The following is a 19867-nucleotide window of genomic DNA, read 5'->3' on the forward strand; positions in this document are numbered from 1 at the left end:
TCGCTCAAGAGTGTCACATAAGTCTGCAAATTCGGCGGCGATTGAAGCGGTGAGGCCGCTTTCGCGCGTTAGCGTTAAATTTGCCCTTCCTTGAGCAGCAAGCCGTGAATAGCAAGTCTGGAACAGCAAGGCGCGATCATGGCCGGAACCCATGACGTGCGGACGGCAGAGGTTAACCCAACAAGGCAAAACCCCGGCATCGCAGGGTGCCGCTTGGTACGATGGGGCGTTGGTGCGAAAAGGACTGCCGTGACCAGGCTCGACAGACGCGAATTTCTTCTCGGCGGCGCCGCAGCACTCGCGGCGGGCGCATCGGCATCGGCGGTGCCGGCATCGAAGCTCGCCCAACGCCATCAGGGTTTTGGCGCGGCTGCCACGCTCTGGGACCTGCAAGCCGATCCCAGGCTCGGCGAAGCCATCAGCACCTATTGCACGCAGGTGGTGCCGGTGCTCGAGCTGAAATGGCCGATGCTGCGGCCGAACGCGCACACGTTCAACTTCGAGCGCGCCGACGCCATTCTGGATTTCGCGCGGGAGAACGATCTGACGATGCGCGGCCACGCGCTCGCCTGGTACCATGACATTCCGGACTGGACCAAGCAGATCAAGGACACCCGCGGCGTCGAGCGCGCCTATCTCGATCACATCGGCACCGTCGTCTCCTACTACAAGGACAAGCTGACCTCGTGGGACGTCGTCAACGAGCCGATCCCGGACAATCCTCGCAGTCCAAAGGACCGGCGCGACACGTTCTGGACGCAGCATCTGGGTCAAAGCTCGATTCCGCTGGCCTTCCGCACCGCGGCCGCGGCCGATCCCTTCGTCAAGTTGGCGATCAATGAATATGACATCGAGTCGGCGAAGGATTCGTTCATCGCGAAGCGCGCAGCCTACCGCAATCTGATCATGGACCTGCTCGACCAGGGTGTTCCGCTGCACGCCGTCGGGCTGCAATCGCATCTGCATGCCGAGCTCGAGATCGACACCCATGGGCTCGCCGAATTCGTCACCGAGCTGCGCTCCTGGGGCCTGGAGGTGCTCGTCACCGAACTCGACGTCGACGACCAGAAACTGACGGGTAATCCGGCGCAGCGCGACGCCATCGTCGCCAAGCGCGTCGACGATCTTCTCACGGCGATCTCGACCAGCGGACCGGTGCGCTCGATCCTGACCTGGGGCCTCTCGGACCGCTACAGCTGGATCAACGGCACCTTCGCCCGCGCGGACAAGCAGCCGAACCGCCCGCTGCCGCTCGACGGCGAGTTCAAGCCGAAGCCGTTCATGGACGTCATCGGCAAGTTCACGAAGGACGTCTGAACGCGCGAGCTCAGCTGCGCGTTGGCACCTCGAACTCGGCCGCGTCGCCGACGTGATCGGGCGACAGGCTCGGCGCACGACGGTCGCGCGAACTGAGCTGGAAGACGTCGCGGATGTCGTCGATCGAGGTCGACGAATAGGACTGAATGCAGAGCGCGACCTGTTCGGGAGAGGCTGTGCGGATCAGCGCTTCGATCGATGGGCGGTCGAGCGGCGTGTCGTCCCAATGCGAGACCGCGATGCTGTCTTCCGTGACCCGATGGGCCGCCAGATGCTTCGGCGAGTTCGCGACAAAGTTGCCGTAAAGCAGGTATTCGGAGAATTTCTTCTTGCGGCACAGAGCCAGAGCCCAGCTCAGGCCGGTCGCCGACTTGATGGCGTCGGTCATCGCACGCGCGGTGTCCTTGTCCCAGACCAGCGCGTTGCCGACATAGTCGTCGGCGGGGAACGCGCGCTCCGTGAACCCCAGAAGCTGATCGACGGTACGAAGCCACAGGCCATGCAACGGATGGTCGGCGCCGATCGCCTTGCGCGTGACGAACAGCGGCGTCTGCTCTCCGCCGGCATATTGGCCGACGTCGAACGCGCGGAAGAACAGATTGTCCGAATCCAGGATGCAGACGCGCTGCTCGGGCGCGTTGAGGACGCCGGCGATTTTCAGCATCTGCTGGATGTGCCAGCCGTGCACAGGCGACGACAGCAGCGACAGCCAGACGCGCCGCTTGCTGATGAATTGAAGCGCCGGCGGGAGCGCGAACAGCCATTTCGGCAAATAGCGCGAGGCCGGAACGATGACGCGCCTGTCGGACGCGAAGGGCTCGAACAGCGGCACATCCTCATCGTTAACGAGAACATAATGCCGCGTATATCCCGTCAGCCAGGTGTCGATGCTGTCGCTGAGCAGCGAAAAGCGTTCGATATCCTTGGCGTAGCTGGCAGTCAGCAGTGCAACGGAATGCATGGAGCGCGCTCGTATGGCGATCAAGCCGCAGTCATAGCGGCGCCGAGACGCGTTGGATACTTACATTCGCAATCAAGGTAAAATGAAACGAAGCATTAGCTATCCGACGGCAGCCCCTGCGCGAGCCTTCGAAAGCGCAGCGGTGCGAGGGCGGAGGCGCGCTGCCACCAGTCCGCGACGCGGTCGTCGAGGGCGCTCGTGCCGCGGCCCTGGCCGGGGAAAATCCGGATCTGCTGGACCGCTTCGGCCTGAAAGCCCCGGCCCTTGCGCGTGATCTTGACTGCAATGCCTTCGCGGTCCCGCTGGGTCAGCGGCACCAGAAGGCGGCCGCGCGGACGAAGCGACTGCAGCCAGTGCGGATGCGGCTGCGAGAAGCCGGCGTGAATGATGATCACGTCGGCGGCCCCGCCGAAATCCTCGCATCCGTCGCCGCGCACGACCGCGACGTTGCCGTAAGACATGAGATAGCGCGATGCGCGAGCCGCGAGCCGCTCATCGCATTCGATGGCGATCACCCTACCCTTCGGGCCGACCATCTTCGACAACACTGCCGAGAAATAGCCGAGCCCGCAGCCGACCTGGACCACGCGGTCCCTTTCCCCGATATCGAGCAAATCGATGAAATGCGCCCACAGGCTCGGTAGTCCGGTGTCGAGCCGGCGGCGCGCGTCGATCGCGACCAGCACGTTGTCGTAGAGATGGATGGGATCGTCACTGGGCGTCAGCCGGTAGCTGCGCGCCGCCTCGCTCTTGATGCGCCAGGGCCCTTTTCCCAGAAATGCCTCGCGCGGAACCGCGGCGAGCGCTTCGAGCAGGCGCGGCGAGGTAATGCCCTCGCGCCTCGCAATCAACGCGACGTAACGCGCGCGCGCGGCGGCAAGATCGCTCATCTCACGGAGCGGCCTGTTCGCGGACCGGCGCGCCCGCGCCGAGCTCGTTGAGGAGTTGCATCGCCTGCTTCAGGTCCGGCGTAGAAAAACCCTCGCTGAACTTGGCGACAACCGGCACGAGCAGGAGACGTGCGTGTTCCCATTTGCCGGCTTCGAGCGACAGCCGAGCCAGGCTGACGGCAGTGCGAAGCTCCCAGGACAGCGCGCCCTGCTTGTGCGCGATCTCCAGCGACAGCGTGAACAGATCCGCAGCCTCCTGCACCGAGGCCGGGTCACCGTCCGACATCGTGATCTCGCCTTGCAGGCGATAGACTTCGGCGAGATAGGAGTGATCGCCGGTCCGCCGCGCGGTCGCGAGCGCACCGTCCAGCGCGCGCAACGCGGCGTCGCGCATCCCGACCTTGGCGTAGGCCTCCGCGAGCAGACAACGGAACCAGCAACCGGCCAGCCAGGAATCCATCGCCTCGTACTCGTCGAGGCCGAAGCGCATCTGGCTGAGGCCTTCATCCGCCTCGCCGAGCTGCGCCAGCGCCCAGCCGCGCAGGATCGCGGCCTGCTGCTTCCAATGCAGGAAATTGTGCTCGGTGGCGATGATCATGGCGCGGTTGGCGTGGTCGCGCGTCCCTTCGACATCGCGCAGATGCTGGCAGAGATAGGCCCCGAACACGAGCGCGAAGGCGAGCGTGAAGGGATGGCGGATCTTCTCGGCATTAGCGATCGCCTGTTCGCTGTGCTGGCGCGCCGCGTCGGGCCGGCCGAGGAACCAGAGGAGGTAGCCGAGATAGGACAGCGAGACGACGCCGGGATCGGTGCCGTGCCGCTCCATCAGATCGGAGTGCAAATCGGGGCTGTAGAGATTGATGCAGCGGTGCAGATGATGTTGGGACGCAGCAAAGCGCCCGCGATACAGCATGGTCATCGCGATCGAGCGGTGCGCTTCGATCAGATAGCCGGTCTGCTGCGCCGGCTGCGTCCGTTCGTTCAGCCGCTCACGCTTGGCGAATTTCAGCAGTTCGACGCTCAGATCGTGCGCGCGGATGAGATCGGCGCGGATGAAATGGCAGACCCAGAGCCCGCGGGTGGCGGCAAAGGCGTTTTCGTCGTCATCGAGCTGCTGGCCGAGCTCGAGCGCGCGGATGTAGTTCTCCTCGACCTCCTGCACCGCATAGCCCTTGGCGGAGATCAGCGCGTTGCCGAGCGCGATGCGCAGCTCCAGCTCCATCTCGTCCGCGCCCTGCATGCGCGCATTGGCCTGCACGACGCCGAGGCCGCGGCCCAGATGTCCGATCGCCTCCAGATTGGCGCCGCTCTTGGCCGCCTGCTTGCCGGCCTTGAGCCAGAAGCTGGCGGCGCCCTCGCTCTGGCCGGATTCCGTCAAATGATAGGCGAGCAGTTCCGGTTCGCGCTCGGTCTTCTCCGGATACATCTCGGTGAGCACCTGGGCGATCCGCGAATGCAGCTTGCGCCGCTCGCTGTGCAAGAGGCTGGCATGCGCGGCGTTCTGGATCATCACATGCTTGAAGGAATAGAGCGCGTCCGGCGGATGGCCGCGCCGCATGATCAGCCCCGCCTGCTCCAGATGATTGAGCGCGGCCTCGATTTGCTCGGCCGGCGTGTTGGCGACGGCATGCAGCGTCTCGTAGGAGAACTCACGGCCGATGGTGGCGCCGATCTGGGCGATCCGCTTGAACGGGCCCATACGGTCCAGCCGCGCCATCAGCGAGTCGGTCAGGGTTGCCGGGATTGCAAGCTGTCGCCACGGGCCCGACAAGACGTAGCGCCCGTGCCGCTCGGTCAAGAGGTTGGATTCGAGGACGGTTTTCGTGAGCTCCTCGAGGAACAGCGGCACGCCGTCGGTCTTGACGATGATTTCCTCGACGACCTCCTTGGGCAGCTCGCGTCCGGCGACGCGCTCCACCAGCGTCGTGCGCAACTGCCGGCTCAGGCGGTTGAGCACCAGCGTCGTGATGTGCGAATGCGCGTTCCAGCTCGGCTGGAATTCGGACCGTGCGGTGATGATGACCAGGATCGGCCGGTTCTGCACCCGATCGACCAGAAGGTCGATCACCTCGCGGGAGGTCGGATCGATCCAGTGCAGATCCTCGAATGCGATCACAAGTGGCATCTCGCGCGCAAGGCCCAGGAAGTGATTGATCAGCGCCGTGACGGTCGCATCCTTCTGCTGCTGCGGCGACAGCTCGAGCGGCGGATAGCGGCCTGCGGTCGGTAGCGACAGCAGCGCGGCAAACAGCGGCGCAACCTGCTCGACGTCGCCATGCGCGGTGGCGATCGCGGTCTCGAGGCTCGTCAGCGACAGTACAGACGGATCATCGCGGTCGAGGCCGAGAGAGAATCTGAGCTGCTCGGCGAACGGATAGAGCGCGGTGGACGTGTAATAGGGCGAGCACTGGAACGAGACCTGTCCATGCCGGTCGCCCGAGATCCGCTCGAAGATCTCCTGGATGATGCGGGACTTGCCGATACCGGGCTCGCCGAACTTGACGACGACCTGGCCGTCGCCGTCCTTGGATTGCTGCCAGCGTCCCATCAGCAGCGCGATCTCTTCCTCGCGGTTGACGAGCGGGGTCAGCCGCGTGCCCATGGCGGCAGCGAAGCGGGTCTCCACCCGCGAGGCGCGCATCACGTGCCAAGCCTGGACCTTCTCGGAGATGCCCTTCAGATCATGGACGCCGAGATTGCGGTAGTCGAACTTGCCCTTCAGCAGCGCCTGGGTCGAGGCGGAGATCACGACGCCGTTGGGCGGCGCCAGGCCTTGCAGGCGCGCGGCGAGATTGACGGTCTCTCCGACCGCGGAGTCGCGCTCTTCGGTGCCCTGCCCGACGAGATCGCCGACCACGACGAGCCCGGTCGCAATCCCGATGCGGACGGCGGGTGAGTGGCTGAGCGCGCCACGCGGTTCGACCGCGCGTGCCGTCGACAGCACGCGCACGATCTCGAGCCCGGCACGCACCGCACGTTCGGCGTCGTCCTCATGTGCGGTCGGGTAGCCGAAATAGACAAGGATACCGTCGCCAACGAAACGGGCGGCAAAACCCTCGTAATGCTTGACCACGCGGACGCAGGTTTCGCGGAAACTCGCGATCATGTCGCGCACGTCTTCCGGATCGAACTGCACGGAGAGCGAGGTGGAATCCACCATGTCACAGAACATGGTTGTAAGCTGACGCCGTTCGGCGCCGACCTCCGTGCGGATTTGCGGCCGCACCGTCGTCGCGGGTGCCTGCGCCGTTTCCGCCTGGAACAGCGCCGCCATCGCCCGCTGCAGCCGCTTGCGATCGCCGAGCGGCAATCCGAGCTCGACCAGATCGGATTCGGTCAGTTCGCCCATGACGTCGAGATCGAGGCGGTGCTGTACGAATAGATCGGAGTAATGGCCGAGGCCGATGCCCTCGAGCCAGCGCTTCAGCCCGCCTTCTACTCCCGTGTCCGACTCATTCTCCAGCATGGTGATTTGCCCGACCCTAATTCCGTCGAAGGGCTTTAGGGGCCTCAACCACAGATTTTGGGCCCAAAACTTCACCTCAGACTGGACGCGTTCCCCAACTTCTTGGAAGAATAGCTCAACCGCATCAAAAGGGAACGGAATTGTCTGACGTCACACGCCCGGCCCCGGAGGAATCAGGCGGCACCACCGCCGAAACGAAGATATTCGCCGATATCGGCGGCCTTCTCGATTTCTACGCCCGGAAGACGCCGACGGCTCCCGCCCTGCTCGCCCCGGGCCGGCCCGCCCTCAACTACAGCGCGCTTGGTGAGGTGACGCAGGATCTTGTCCGTACGCTGCGTCGGCTCGGTATGACCCCTGTCGACCGGATCGCGGTTGCGCTGCCGCGCGGCGCCGACAGCGCGCTGGCGCTGCTCGCGGTCGCATCGAGCTGCGCCTGCGTCCCGGTCAATCCCGATCTGACGGCTGACGAGCTGCATCGCTATTTCAGCGAATTGAAGCTGACTGCGCTTGTGACGCGGGCCGAATTGAACCCGGCAAGCCTCGAGGCCGCCAAGGCGCTCAATATCGCGGTGATCGATTTCGTGCCGGGGCCGCGAGACAATCTCGGCGGCTGCGCATTCGTCGGGCCGACGGTGGGGCCGGCTGCTCCCGGCGGCGCCTCGCGCGGCGACGACGATGCGTTCATCCTGTTGACGTCGGGCACGGCGGCGCGCCCGAAAATGGTGCTGCTGACGCATCGCAATGTGTGCCTGTCCGCCACCAATGCCGGCCGCGTACTGTCGCTCACATCCCACGATCGTCTGCTCAACGTCCTGCCGCTGTTTCACGCCCATGGTTTGATCTCCGGCCTGTTGACGGCGCTGGCCGCCGGCTCCAGCGTGATCTGCACCGACGGTTTCGACGCACCGTCCTTCTTCGGCTGGATGCGGGAGCTGCAGCCGACCTGGTACACGGCCGTGCCGACCATCCATCGCGCGCTGCTGACGGCGGCGGAATCCGACCCGGACCGCGCCCGGTCGTCGTCGCTGCGCGTGATCCGCTCGGCCTCGGCCTCGCTCGCGCCCACGATCCTCCATGGGCTGGAGGCGACGTTCGGCGTTCCCGTGCTCGAGACCTACGGCATGACGGAAGCGGCCTCGCAGATCGCGGCCAATCCGTTCGAGCTGCGCAAGGTCGGCTCGGTCGGACGCGCCGCCGGCCCCGAGATCGCGATCATGGACGAGACCGGCCGCGCGCTTGCGAGCGGCGCGCACGGCGAGATCATGCTGCGCGGACCGAACATGACCCGCGGCTATTATAATGATGAGGCGGCGACAGAAGCCGCGTTCCGCGACGGCTGGTTCCGGACCGGCGACCTCGGCTATCTCGACAGCGACGACTATCTTTTCATCGTCGGGCGCATCAAAGACGTGATCAACCGCGGCGGGCAGAAGATCTCGCCTCTCGAAGTGGAAGAGGTTCTGCTCAGTCATCCGGCGGTGCTGGAGGCCGGCGTGTTCGCCGTCCCGCACGAGAAGCTCGGCGAGAACGTTGCAGCCGTCGTGGTGCTGCGGCCGCACGCCGAGGCGAGTTCGGACCAGTTACGCCAGTTCGCGCGAAAGCGCCTGGCAGCCTACAAGGTGCCGAGCCTGATCCGCAGCGTGGCAGCCCTGCCGAAGGGCGGCAGCGGCAAGGTCAAGCGCAACGCGCTGGCCGAGCTGATCGCCAAGGCGGAGGATGGCGACAAGGCGCGGCTGCCACGCAACGCGCTGGAGCGCCAGCTCGCTGCGATCTGGGCCGATCTGCTGGAGCTGCCGCAGGTCGGCGTCGATCAGGACGTCTTCGCGCTCGGTGCGGACTCGCTCGCGGCGACGCAGATGCGCTCGCGCCTGCGCGAACGCTTCAACGTCGACTTCTCGTTCGAGGACATTTTCGATTGCGCCACCGTCGCCGCGCTTGCGGCCCGGGTCGAGACCTCCGCGAGCGGTCGCGAGGCGGCACTCCCGGCGTGGCGGCAGGCGACAGAAGTAGAGGCGCCGCTCTCGTTCCAACAGCAGCGGATGTACGTGCTCTCGCGGCTCGATCCAACGCGCTACAATTACAATGTCGTCGAAGTCGCTATGCTCAAAGGCATGATCGACGTCGCCGCGCTTCAGGCCGGTCTTGCCGCGATCTGCGTGCGCCACGAGGCGCTGCGCTCGGTCATCGTCGAACGTCAGGGCGAGCCGGCGCAGCTTGTGCTGCAATCGCTGCCGCGGTTCGAGCGGATCAAGCTCAAACCCTGTCCTGCCGACAAGCGAAACGCAGTGATCAGGCGCGAGGCGCTCAAGCTCGCGCAATATCCGTTCGACCTTGCGCACGAGGCGCCGCTGAAGGTCACTCTGCTGTCATTCGACAAGACCAGCCATGCGCTCTTGGTCAACGTTCATCACCTCGTCACCGACGGCTGGTCGCAACGCCTGTTCTGGGAGGAGCTTGCCGCCCATTACGCCGCCGCACACAGGAAGAGCGTGGCAGCACAGCCTTCCCCAGCTTTCCAATATCGCGACTTTGCGCTCTGGCAGCAGAGCTGGGCGCAGACGCCGGCGGCAAAGGACCAGCTCGACTATTGGCGAGCCCAGCTCGACGGCGTCACCACGCTGCCGCTGCGGACGGACCGGCCAAGGCCGGAAATCTGGAGCGGTCAGGGCGCCCGCCACTATCTCGAATTCTCCAGGACGCTGTCGGCCGAGCTGCGTGCGTTGAGCCAGAACCAGGGCGTTACGCCTTTCATGACGCTGCTCGCGGCCTTCCAATGCCTGCTGTTCCGCCACTCCGGGCATGAGGACGTCGCGACCGGTTCGCTGATCGCCAATCGCAACCAGATCGAGAGCGAGCGCCTGATCGGGCTGTTCGCCAACACGCTGATCCTGCGCAACGACTTTGGCGGCGACCCAAGCTTCGGCGAGATGTTGCGGCGGGTCCGGCAGGTCACGCTCGATGCCTACCGCAACCAGGACCTTGCGATCGAGGAGGTGTTGCGCGCGCTGCAGATCGCCCGGCGGAGCGATGGCAATCCGCTGTTCCGGATCATGTTCATCCTCCAGAACGCCTCGATCGAGGCGGCACGCTTCCCGGGCCTGTCGACGCAGCGGCTGGAGATCGATCCAAAAGTAGCGCGCTTCGACATCACGCTCGAGCTGGTCGAGGCCGACGGCCGCTTCACCGGATTCTTCGAATACGCCACCGATCTGTTCGACGCCGCGACGATCGAGGCCATGGCGGCCCAGTTCAAGTCCCTGCTGAAGTCCGTCATCGGCAACCCGGAGCAGCGCATCTCGCGCCTGCCCCTGCTGACTGGGTCCGAACGCCGGCAATTGCTGGCGACAGGCCGGGGCGTGCCGGGCAATTTCACCAGAAGCGGCAATTTGAGCGAACGCTTCGACCGTCAGGCCAGGAAGACGCCGAACGCGATTGCGGTCTCGGACGGACAGACCTCCCTGAGCTATCGCGAACTGGCGCGCCGCAGCCAGGCCATCGCGCACTGGCTGGCGCGCGAGGGCGTCGGCGCCGAGAGCGTGGTGGCCTTGCTGGCGGATCGCGGGCCCGACCTGCTCGCCGCGATGATCGGCGTGCAGCGCGCGGGCGCGGCCTTCCTCAATCTCGATCCCAACCAGCCGCCGGCCCGCCTCGCGACCATTCTCGGATCGAGCTGCGCCCGCATGCTGCTGACCGGACGGGCCCAATCCGCCATGGTGGAGACGCTGCTCGAGCCGATCGTCGAGCGCATTCCGGTGACGGAACTCGAAGACGCCATCGCGCGGGGATCGACCCAGCCGGCCGGCGCCGCGCGGCGCACGGCTTCCAGCCTGGCCTATCTCATTTTTACTTCGGGCTCCTCCGGCGCGCCGAAGGGCGTCATGATCGAGCAGCGTGGCCTGTCCAACCATCTTGCCTCGCTCATCTCCGAGCTCGGCCTCTCCTCCAGGGACGTGATCGCGCAATCCGCGCCGCAGAGCTTTGTCATCTCGGTCTGGCAGTTCCTGGCGGCGCCGATGGTCGGCGCGCGTGTGCATGTCTGCGACAACGCGGTTGTGCAGGACCCGATCCTGCTCGCGCGGGAGATCGAGCGCGAAGGCATCACGGTGCTCGAGATCGTCCCATCGCTTTTGCGCGTCGTGGTCGAGCGGATGAACGAGGGACAGGTCCGGCGCGCCTTCGCCGGATTGCGGCTCCTGATCTCGACCGGCGAGCCGTTGCCGGTCGAGCTCTGCCGGGCCTGGTTCGCTCAGTGCCCGAAGGTGCCGCTGATCAACGCCTATGGCGCCTCGGAATGTTCCGACGATGTCTCCCTGCACCGCCTGACCAAGGCGCCGGCGATCACGACCGGCATCGTTCCGGTCGGTGCACCGCTGCCGAACACCCAGCTCTACGTGCTCGACGCCAACCTTCAGCCGCAGCCGATCGGCGTGACCGGCGAGCTCTGCATCGGCGGCGCGGGCGTCGGCCGCGGCTATATCAACGATCCCGCGCAGAGCCGGCAGCGCTTCCTGCCCGATCCGTTCTCGCGCCAGGCAGGCAGCCGGCTTTACCGCACCGGCGACCTGGCCCGCCGCCGCGCCGACGGGACGATCGAATGCCTCGGCCGCGCCGACCATCAAATCAAGGTTCGCGGCTACCGTATCGAGCTCAAGGAGATCGAGAACGCGCTTGCCGATCATCCCGGCGTGCGGGCCGGCATCGTCGAGCCGCGCCGCGAGGCGAGCGGCGACGTCAGGCTGATCGCCCATATCGTCGCAAGGCCCGACAACCGGAGCAGCGCCAGCGAGCTGCGCGAATTCCTGAAGAGCCGGCTGCCTGGCCACGCCATCCCGTCCGCATTCCTGTTCCTGGATCACGTTCCGCTCAATGCCCACGGCAAGATCGACCGGTCCGCGCTGCTGGCGCCGGCAGAGCCGGAAGCGCCCGGACCGGATGCAGTCGTGCCGGCGCGGCGCTTCACCGAAAAGGTGCTGTCCGACATCTGGATCGACCTGCTTAGGGTGGACAGCCTCGGCGTCACCGACAATTTCTTCGACCTCGGCGGTCATTCGCTGCTGGCAGGCCAGGCCATGGCGCGCGTCGCCCGGGCGCTCGGGGTGTCGCTGCCGATCAAGACCATCTTCGAGGCCCCGACGATCGAAAGTCTTGCCCGGCGGGTCGACGAGGCCATGGCGGAGACGCCGCGCAAGCCTGCCGTAAGCGTGTCGGGCCTCGCTGATGCGAGGCCGACCGGCAGCAGCGGGCCAACGCTCTCGATTGCGCAGGACCAGATGCTGCGGATCGAGCAGAACCTCCCGGGGTTGCCACTGTTCAACCTGCCTTTCGCCCTCCGTCTCCAGGGCCCGCTCGATGCGACCGCCCTGGCGCAGGCGATCGATGATGTCGTGGGCCGCCACGAATCGCTGCGGACCGCGTTCGGCTGGAACGGCGAGGAGCCCGCCCATCGCCTCGCCGCACCCGGCACCCTCGGCCCTGTCCTGACCATCGAGACGATCGGCGACGGCCGCGCCCACAACAACAAGCGGCGCAGAGCCCTGGAGCTCAGGAAGATCGATCTCCTGATCCAGCACGAGACCTATGTCCCGATCGACCTCACGCGCGCGCCGCTGCTGCGCGCCCGGCTGTTGCGGCTCCACGACGACCATCATGTCCTGCTGCTGACGCTGCATCACGCCATTGTCGACGGCTGGTCGATCGGCGTGCTGTTCGAGGAAGTGTCGAGCCGCTATGCGGCGCTGGCCGGATATCCGTCGGTGCCGCTACCAAAGTCACCTCCGGCTTTTTCGGACGTCGCACGCTGGCAGCGCTGGTGGTGCGGCACGGACGCCGCCCGCCGCCAGGCTGCCGACTGGACCGAGAATTTGCGCGGCGCGGCGCCTGTCTTCGACGGCAAATCAACTCCGGGCGCGTCCAGCGGGCACCATCCGGTCAACCTCGAGCCCGAGCTGATCGGGCGGCTCAAGACGTTCGCCGGCCGGCACGACTGCACGCTGTTCATGTGCCTGCTCACCGGTCTGAAGGCCCTGTTGCTGGCGCGGACGGGCCGCACCGACATCGCGGTCGCGACCGCCATGGCCAATCGCGCCCAGCCGGACACCGACCGAATCATCGGCCCGTTCGAGAATACGGTGGTCGTCCGCACCAGAATCACGCCCGAGCTGTCGTTCGCGCAAGCGTTGGTGAGGGTCCGCCAGAGTGTGCTCGACGCCCACGCGCGGCAAGAGCTGCCGTTCAACCTCCTGGCCGACCATCTGGAGCGGGAAGGGATTGATCCGGCCTCGCTGCTCCAGGTCTATTTCACGCTGCAAAATCCGCTGCGCCAGCCGCTCGATCTTCCGGATCTCGCGACGGAATCGATCGGCAACATCGCGCGCGAAGGCCAGCCGGTGCTGCCGATCGACCAGATCTGGCTGTCGCTGATGCTGAAGGAGCGTCCGACCGGCATCACCGGCTCATGCAATTACAAGCGCCAATTGCTGGACGACCGTATGGTCGGCGCGTGGATGGAGGATCTTGTCGCGCTGTTGATAGCTGCCGTCGCCCGACCCAACTTGCCGCTCGGCCGATTGCTCGCTCGCAAGGCGGCATGACCGGCCGGGCCAACATGGTTCACTCGCCAAAGCTGTGAATGGGCAAGTTACATCTTGATTATTTGGCGCCACCGCGCAAGATTATTCCGGCGTTTTGATTGAACGATCATTTTCAAACCGGGGGAGTGTTATGGGCTTCGTCAAATTTACCAAGGGTACCTCGTTGAGCGACAAGGACCGCAAGGCCCTGCGGAAGCTGCTGGGTGCCGAGAAGAAGAAGCTTCAGTCCGCGCTGAAGGACGTCGACGCCAGCCTTTCGGTGCTGGGCGGCGGGAAGAAAGCCAAGAAGAAGAAGTAAGATTCGTCGGCCGGGACGCCGCACGAATCTTCAGGCTTCACTTTTGGGACATGGGCCGCTCGCGTGTCGAGCCGGGGTCTCGCACAAGCTTGCGGCTGTAAACCGGCCTGCAAATCGACAAGAATCCGCCTGGGTGGATCGCTACAAGCGGTCTGCTTGGATGATTGTTGCTCAGTTGTTTCTTCCGTCGGGACCGGTGCATTTCTCTCCGCCCGACGCAAAAGGCCCAATTGATGGCTAACGACAGAATTGAACTGTTTGTCGGATTGATCGAGTCCATTGACGCGCCGGGCGCGGTCGAGACCTGCCGACGGCTGCTCTCGTTGGACGAACTGGTCCGGGCCGATCGCTTCATGTTCGAGCGGCATCGACGGCAGTATATCTTCGCGCACACCATGCTGCGCCTGGCACTGTCGCAGGTCGCCTCCAACGTCGCACCGTCCGACTGGTCCTTTGGAGCCGGCCGCTACGGGCGGCCGTTTGTTGCAGCGCCCGCGACCTCGACCGCGCTGCATTTCAGTCTGTCTCACGCCGACGGCTGCGTCGCCTGCGTCGTATCAAGGCATGAGACCGTCGGCGTCGACGTCGAAACCGTGTCGCGGCGGGTAGCGCCGCTGTCCACCGCGCTTCGCTTCTTTGCGCCAGAGGAGGTCGAAACGCTGCGCGGACTGCCTGAGCCGGCCGCGATCGAGCGCTTCTTCGACTATTGGACGCTCAAGGAGGCCTATCTGAAGGCCAGGGGCTTCGGCCTCAATTTGCCGCTCGACGCCTTCGCGATGCAGGTCTCGCGCGAGGCCATCGAGATCAGCTTCAAGCCGGATATCGCCGACGATTCCGACGGCTGGCGCTTCTCGCTGTGCTCGCCATCGCCGGCGCATCGCCTCGCGATCGCCGACGGCTCTCGCGCGAACGGTGGCCTTCCCATCAGCCGCAATGCCTGGCCACTCCAGGAAGCGGCTGAATGACGCCGCCGCGGCTGCGCGTCTTTCCAGCGATTTCGCGCAACCGCGACCCCGGGAAATATGTCGGCGAGCTGATGCGGGTGGCGCGGTTCGCCGACAGCAACGCCTTCGAAGGCATCCTGCTGTTCGAAGGCAACGACGTGTTCGTCGAGCCCTGGGCGATGGCCCAGCACATCATGGCGGCGACGACGCGATCTTCGCCGCTGATCGCCGTCAATCCGGTCTACATGCACCCGTTCACGGCGGCGAAATTCGTCTCGTCCTTTGCGCAGCTCCACCGCCGCAAGGTCTATCTCAACATGATCACGGGGACGGCGATCAGCGACTTGCAGGGCCTCGGCGACGACCAGTCCCATGCCGACCGCTATATCAGGCTCGGCGAATTCGTGGAGCTGATGCGCCAGTTGCTCTCGAGCCCGCGGCCGGTGAATTTCGAGGGGCGCTTCTACCGCGCGCACCATCTGCAGCTGCGCCCGCGCATGCCGGCTGAGCTGATGCCGGAATTCCTGATCGCCGGCCAATCCGAGGCAGCCCAGCGGGTGGCAAAGGAGACCGGCTGCATCAAGATGCAGATGCTGCCGCCCGATCTCGATCGCGGCCTCAATTCGCCCGGCATGAATTTCGGCATCTTCGCCCGCGAGGGACGCGAGGAGGCGCGGCAGGCCGCGAAACTACGTTTCCGCGACAGCCCCGATGATCGCGAACTGCTGGTGCTCACCATGGAGAACACCGACTCGGTGTGGAAGCGGCACCTCTACGCCGGCCAGAGCGGCGAGCTCTCGGAGAATGGCTATTGGCTGCTGCCGTTCCTGACCTTCCAGGCCGATTGCCCCTATCTCGTCGGCAGCTACGAGGAGATCGGCGCGAAGCTGAAGGCGTTTGCGGCGAAGGGCCTGACCACGATCATGCTCGACATGGTCGCCGACGAAACCGAGATGCAGCACGTCTGCAAGGCGCTCGCGGCGAGCGGGATGTTTTGACGACGGATCATGCTGCATCCACATCGTCATTGCGAGGAGCCTTTGCGACGAGGCAATCCAGATTGATGACGGGAAAGATTCTGGATTGCTTCTCTGCGCGCGCAATGACGGAGAATGACGAACTAGTCAGCCAAAATCACCTTGCCTCTTCGAATCCCGCCAGCACCGAGGTCAGGTTCGCGCCCAGAATATCCGAGAGATAACCGCCCTCCTGCACGAACACCGTCGGCAGGCCCATCCTGGCGATGGCCTGGCCGATCCGACGGAAGCCCGGCGTGGTGACGGCCAATCCCTTCAGCGGATCGTGTTCGGAGGCGTCCAAGCCGAGCGCGATGACGAGCGCGCCGGGGGCAAAGGACTCGATTGCGCTGCGCGCGACGTCCAGCGACTGGATGTAGCCGTCATCGCCGGTGCCGATGGCCAGGGGGATGTTGAGATTGGTGCCGAGGCCGGATCCCTCCCCGCGCTCGTGGGCATAGCCCCACACATAGGGATAATACGCGATCGGATCGGCATGGATCGAGATCGTGTAGACGTCGGGCCGGGCGTAGAAAATGCCTTGCGTGCCGTTGCCGTGATGGACGTCGACGTCGAGGATCACGACGCGCTCGTGCTTCTGCCGCAGATGCGCCGCGGCAATCGCGCTGTTGTTGAGGAAGCAGAAGCCGCCGGCCATGTCGCGATAGGCGTGATGACCGGGCGGACGGCAGAGCGCATAGGTCCCGTCCTCGCCGTCCATCACCATCTGCGCGGCGGTGACCGCAACATCCGTCGCAGCGCAGGCCGCAGCCCAGGTGCCCGGACCGATCGGCGCCGCGGTGTCGGCGGTGTGCCAGCCGAGCTTGCCGACGATGTGGGTCGGATAGGTCGCGGCATGACGCACCGGATGGATGTTGCCGATCATCTCCGGGCCGGAATCGCCGAGCGCGGTCCATGCGTCCCAGGCCTCGCTCAGGAACGACAGATATTCCGGACTGTGAATGCGCGCGCGAGGTCCTTGGCCGAATTTTGTCGGCTCGACGAGCTGGTGCTTGCCGTCCTCCAACCCCTTGAGCAGGCGGTCGGCGCGCTCGGGCTGCTCGGTGGTGCGCTTGACGACGCCGCGGACCAGGAAGAATTGCGGATCGTGGCTGCGGTGCAGTTCGGTATGGACGGCTTTCACTCAAACACTCCGTGTCGCGTGCTCACAGATGTCTTGATCGCTGCGGCAATCGGATGCAAGCAAGAAGAATGCCGTCTCGACTGCCCTGCGCGGGAAGCAGAGCGCCCGGAGCTCAGCAGCGCCCGCGCTGGAGACAGTGCTCGCGGCCTGGCTGATCGGTACGGAAGGACTCGATGAAGCCGCCCTGACGCTGGGTGACGTAGACGGTCTTGCCGTCGCCGCCGCCGAAGGCGAGGTTGGTCGGCTCCTTTCCCTTCAGCGCGATCTCCCGCTCGACCGCGCCATTGGGCTTCATCAGCGCAACTGTCCCTTTGAGAATGCGCGCGACATAGAGACGGCCGGTAACGTCGGTACGCAAGCCATCGACGGTGTCGGGCTGAAACGCCTTGACGAGTTTTGCAGCCGTCAGCTCGTTGCCGTTGACCGCATAAGACCAGATCTGGCCGCTGCTGGATTCTCCGACATAGAGCGTCTTGCCGTCGGGGCTGAGATCGATGCCGTTGGTGGTGCCCATCGCGCGCGGCGCCGACATCACCTGTCCCTGCACGGTGCCGTCGGCGGCTTTCGCAATCCGCCAGATGTGGCCTTCCCTGCCCTTCCAGTTCGGATCGCTCGCATAGATCGTGCCGTCGCGGGCGATCGTGATGTCGTTGGGCTGGTTCATCTCGTCGGAATGAAACCAGATCCCCGGCTCGGTTGCCCCCTTTGGAATTACAAAGATGTTGTGCTTCTTGTAGTCGGCGATGAACATGGTGCCGCTCCCATCGAAGCGGATGGCGTTGCCGACACTGCCGTCGGGCAGCACCGTGAATGGCTCCGATGCCGCACCGCCCGCAGGCAGCCTGCCGATGGTGCCGGGCTTGCCGAGATTGACCACGAACAGATTGCCGTCGAGGTCGGAAGCGGGTCCCTCGATGCCGAAGGTGTATTCGCCTGATGGCGTCACCTGCGCGCTCTCGAACAGCTTCGTTTCCGCTTGGGCGGACGCCGTCGCAACGACGAATAGGACGCTACTGCACAGGCACCAGGAATTTCTGCCGGATGTAATAGCCATCGCCGTCGGTGCACTCGCCATTCAGATAGGGGTCGGCCGGCCGGAAGAATCGGCTGAAGCCGGGTTTGTCTACAGCGCTCCTTTGTGTCACGACAACGACCTTCGCAGCCGGTATTTCGCCGCATTCCTTGTTCGTCTTGCCAAAGAACTTGCGCTGCGGCGGACCGGGCTTGATCCGCATCCGTGTGCCCGGAACCATTTTCGCAACGAGCAAGTCCATTGTGTCGAGCAGGCGCGTGTAACCGGGCTCGGTCTTCGGCAGGCTCTCGCCGCCCGGCGGCATCAGCTTCTCCGCGCCGATGCCGCGCAGGCGGGTGCGCAGCTTGCCGAAAGAGGGATCATCAGGATAGATCCAGCCGTCCTGCGAGAGCATGAAGCGGAGCACGGCTTCGTCCTTCTCTGCGTCCGACTGGCGGGCTTCAGACCGAAATCGGAATGGCAGCCAACGCAATGCTTCTCGACGAGGCCCTTGCGCAGCGTCGTGAGCCGGGCGCTGTTCTGTACATCCCTGGCGACGAAGGTCGCGAGCTGGTGGATCATCGCCTGGCTGCGCATGTCGCAGGGCAGCGGCGGCGGCGGATCGCCCGCGGCGCGATCGATGCGGATCACGGTCTGGTTCTTGTCCTCGACCAGCCAGATCGCGCCGTCCTCTGCGACCGTCATGCCCACGGGCGCGCCTTGCGGCCGCGCGCCGTTGACGCGGTGCCAACCCGCGATCAGCTCATCGAACGGCGCGGCAGCGACCGCGCCGGCCTCGGTCTGAAAGCTGCGCGTCGGCTCGGCCGCGCAACTGACGTGATAGCGCACCGGCGCCGCGACAGGCCTTGGGAAGCCGTGATCATCGACGTCGTAGACGAGGAGGCGGCTTCCGGTCGGACGATAGCCGTGCAGGCCGACCAGCAGCTTGCCCGCCAGTTCCGGAAATTTCGTGCCATGATAATACAACATCGCGAGCGGCGCGCCGTGCGGCGGCAGCAGCGAGAGCGGCGGCTTGTAGAGCGCGCCTGCCGTGCAGAGCGACTTGTAGACCCCGCCTTGCAGCACGTTTTTGAATTCGGCGCTCGGCGTCGACACATCGTAGCAATAGGGCCAGCCATAATGCCTGCCCTGCTCGATTGCGTTGATCTCCTCGTTCGGCTTGAAAATATCAGGCAAGTCGCGGCTGTTCTCAGCCTGCAGGAAGGCGTAGCCGGCGTCGGGAAATTTCGGATGCAGCGCCAACGCCATCGAGTTGCGCAAGCCGCGCGCATAGACAATGTGCGGCGGATCGGCATCGCCAGGCTTCAGCGCCGGGAAGACGCCGCTTGCAGGCGGGGTGAACAGCCAGATCGATGCCATGGCGGAAGCGCCCTCGGCCGCGGCGCAAGGCCTCGTGATCGGCGCCGGCGTGATGCAGTCGTCGCTGTGCGAGCCAATATTGACGAATAGCCGCCCGTTGCTGTCGAACACGAACTGCTTGAGCGGATGCGCGCTCTCCTGGATCCGAGTGCCGTCGGGCAGCGCGATCCGGCGCCCGGGCATGTGACGGATGATGGTCTCGACGGTGCCGCGCGGATTGTCGGCGAGCGGATCGAACCGGAAGATCGTCTCGGCAGTCGAGGCGTAGAGCCACTTGTCCGGACCGAGCGCGAGGCCGAAGGGATATTCGATTTCGGTCAGAAGCTCCTTGAACCGCCCGCCCTGTGGCGCGCGCGGATCGAGCAGCAGCAGCCGTCCGTCGGCGCGGCCCCAGCCGCCCATGTCGGCCACCACGAACAGATCGCGGCCCGGCACCTGAACGATCGCGCGTGGAAACGTGAGGCCATCCGCTTCGCTGGCGACGAGCCCGGCGCAAAATCCAGCCTTCATGTCGATCTGGATCCTGGAAAAGGCGAGATCACCATTGCCGCAGGCTTCCGCGCCGATGGCATAGCCGCTGCGGCGGAGCGACTCCGATGACGCCGCGGAGGTGAGCCCAAGCAGGGCCGCCAAGACGGACGCCAAGAACGACGCCAAGCCCCACGCCAAGACCTCCGCACATGCGCGCAGCCTTCGGCGTTCGCGCTTAGATGTGAAATAGCTCACGGCGGCCCCAGACTTGCCCGCAAAAGGTGTTCCACGCCGGGAAAACGCCGTCCAGCTGAACATCACTCGCCTGTGATTAAACCTGTAGCGACCCTGGGGCCGACCAAATATCCGTAAATT

General features: G+C 65.2%; 10 protein-coding genes and 1 pseudogene. 5 read left to right on the top strand and 6 right to left on the bottom strand.

The annotated features are described in order from the left end of the window. Positions 1 to 249: 249 nt before the first annotated feature. Complete coding sequence (locus IVB28_RS26495) at positions 250 to 1317, top strand: endo-1,4-beta-xylanase (RefSeq protein WP_247530085.1); 1068 nt, start codon at positions 250 to 252, stop codon at positions 1315 to 1317. 10 nt (positions 1318 to 1327) lie between these two features. Here IVB28_RS26495 and IVB28_RS26500 read toward each other — a convergent pair whose 3' ends face one another. From IVB28_RS26500 to IVB28_RS26510, 3 genes are all read right to left on the bottom strand, one after another. Next, positions 1328 to 2278 (bottom strand): DUF6492 family protein, encoded by a 951-nt coding sequence (locus IVB28_RS26500; protein WP_247530086.1) that lies wholly within the window; start codon positions 2276 to 2278, stop codon positions 1328 to 1330. A gap of 95 nt (positions 2279 to 2373) precedes the next feature. Continuing rightward, positions 2374 to 3168 carry a methyltransferase domain-containing protein gene (locus IVB28_RS26505; RefSeq protein ID WP_247530087.1) on the bottom strand — a complete coding sequence of 265 codons (795 nt, stop codon included), beginning with the start codon at positions 3166 to 3168 and terminating at the stop codon, positions 2374 to 2376. A gap of 1 nt (position 3169) precedes the next feature. Continuing rightward, complete coding sequence (locus IVB28_RS26510; RefSeq protein ID WP_247530088.1) at positions 3170 to 6634, bottom strand: AAA family ATPase; 3465 nt, start codon at positions 6632 to 6634, stop codon at positions 3170 to 3172. A gap of 140 nt (positions 6635 to 6774) precedes the next feature. Between IVB28_RS26510 and IVB28_RS26515 the strand changes: the two genes are divergently transcribed. The 4 genes from IVB28_RS26515 (at position 6775) to IVB28_RS26530 (ending at position 15467) form a co-directional block, all read left to right on the top strand. After that, positions 6775 to 13227, top strand: a complete 6453-nt coding sequence (locus IVB28_RS26515) for a non-ribosomal peptide synthetase (RefSeq protein ID WP_247530089.1) — start codon at positions 6775 to 6777, stop codon at positions 13225 to 13227. A gap of 130 nt (positions 13228 to 13357) precedes the next feature. Continuing rightward, positions 13358 to 13525 carry a hypothetical protein gene (locus IVB28_RS26520; protein ID WP_247530090.1) on the top strand — a complete coding sequence of 56 codons (168 nt, stop codon included), beginning with the start codon at positions 13358 to 13360 and terminating at the stop codon, positions 13523 to 13525. Positions 13526 to 13758: 233 nt separating this feature from the next. Further along, entirely contained in the window at positions 13759 to 14490 is a 732-nt protein-coding gene (locus IVB28_RS26525; protein WP_247530091.1) for a 4'-phosphopantetheinyl transferase superfamily protein, read from the top strand. Continuing rightward, positions 14487 to 15467 carry an LLM class flavin-dependent oxidoreductase gene (locus IVB28_RS26530; protein WP_247530092.1) on the top strand — a complete coding sequence of 327 codons (981 nt, stop codon included), beginning with the start codon at positions 14487 to 14489 and terminating at the stop codon, positions 15465 to 15467. The genes IVB28_RS26525 and IVB28_RS26530 overlap by 4 nt, the downstream gene beginning before the upstream one ends. A gap of 136 nt (positions 15468 to 15603) precedes the next feature. On the opposite strand, the gene IVB28_RS26535 is transcribed toward IVB28_RS26530, so the two are convergent. The 3 genes and pseudogenes from IVB28_RS26535 to IVB28_RS26545 form a co-directional block, all read right to left on the bottom strand. Beyond that, positions 15604 to 16629 (bottom strand): histone deacetylase family protein, encoded by a 1026-nt coding sequence (locus IVB28_RS26535; RefSeq protein WP_247530093.1) that lies wholly within the window; start codon positions 16627 to 16629, stop codon positions 15604 to 15606. Positions 16630 to 16741: 112 nt separating this feature from the next. Then, entirely contained in the window at positions 16742 to 17683 is a 942-nt protein-coding gene (locus IVB28_RS26540) for an SMP-30/gluconolactonase/LRE family protein (protein ID WP_247530095.1), read from the bottom strand. Beyond that, a pseudogene (locus IVB28_RS26545) lies at positions 17640 to 19747 on the bottom strand (PQQ-dependent sugar dehydrogenase). The gene IVB28_RS26540 and the pseudogene IVB28_RS26545 overlap by 44 nt, the downstream one beginning before the upstream one ends. Positions 19748 to 19867 lie beyond the last annotated feature (120 nt).

Origin of the sequence: Bradyrhizobium sp. 199 (assembly GCF_023073355.1) — a bacterium.
GTDB lineage: Bacteria > Pseudomonadota > Alphaproteobacteria > Rhizobiales > Xanthobacteraceae > Bradyrhizobium.

Excerpts from the sequence above, each read along its gene's own strand:
- IVB28_RS26500 (WP_247530086.1), bottom strand. The coding sequence starts at position 2,278 with ATGCATTCCGTTGCACTGCTGACTGCCAGCTACGCCAAGGATATCGAA.
- IVB28_RS26505 (WP_247530087.1), bottom strand. The coding sequence starts at position 3,168 with ATGAGCGATCTTGCCGCCGCGCGCGCGCGTTACGTCGCGTTGATTGCG.
- IVB28_RS26510 (WP_247530088.1), bottom strand. The coding sequence starts at position 6,634 with ATGCTGGAGAATGAGTCGGACACGGGAGTAGAAGGCGGGCTGAAGCGC.
- IVB28_RS26520 (WP_247530090.1), top strand. The coding sequence starts at position 13,358 with ATGGGCTTCGTCAAATTTACCAAGGGTACCTCGTTGAGCGACAAGGAC.
- IVB28_RS26525 (WP_247530091.1), top strand. The coding sequence starts at position 13,759 with ATGGCTAACGACAGAATTGAACTGTTTGTCGGATTGATCGAGTCCATT.
- IVB28_RS26530 (WP_247530092.1), top strand. The coding sequence starts at position 14,487 with ATGACGCCGCCGCGGCTGCGCGTCTTTCCAGCGATTTCGCGCAACCGC.
- IVB28_RS26540 (WP_247530095.1), bottom strand. The coding sequence starts at position 17,683 with ATGGCTATTACATCCGGCAGAAATTCCTGGTGCCTGTGCAGTAGCGTC.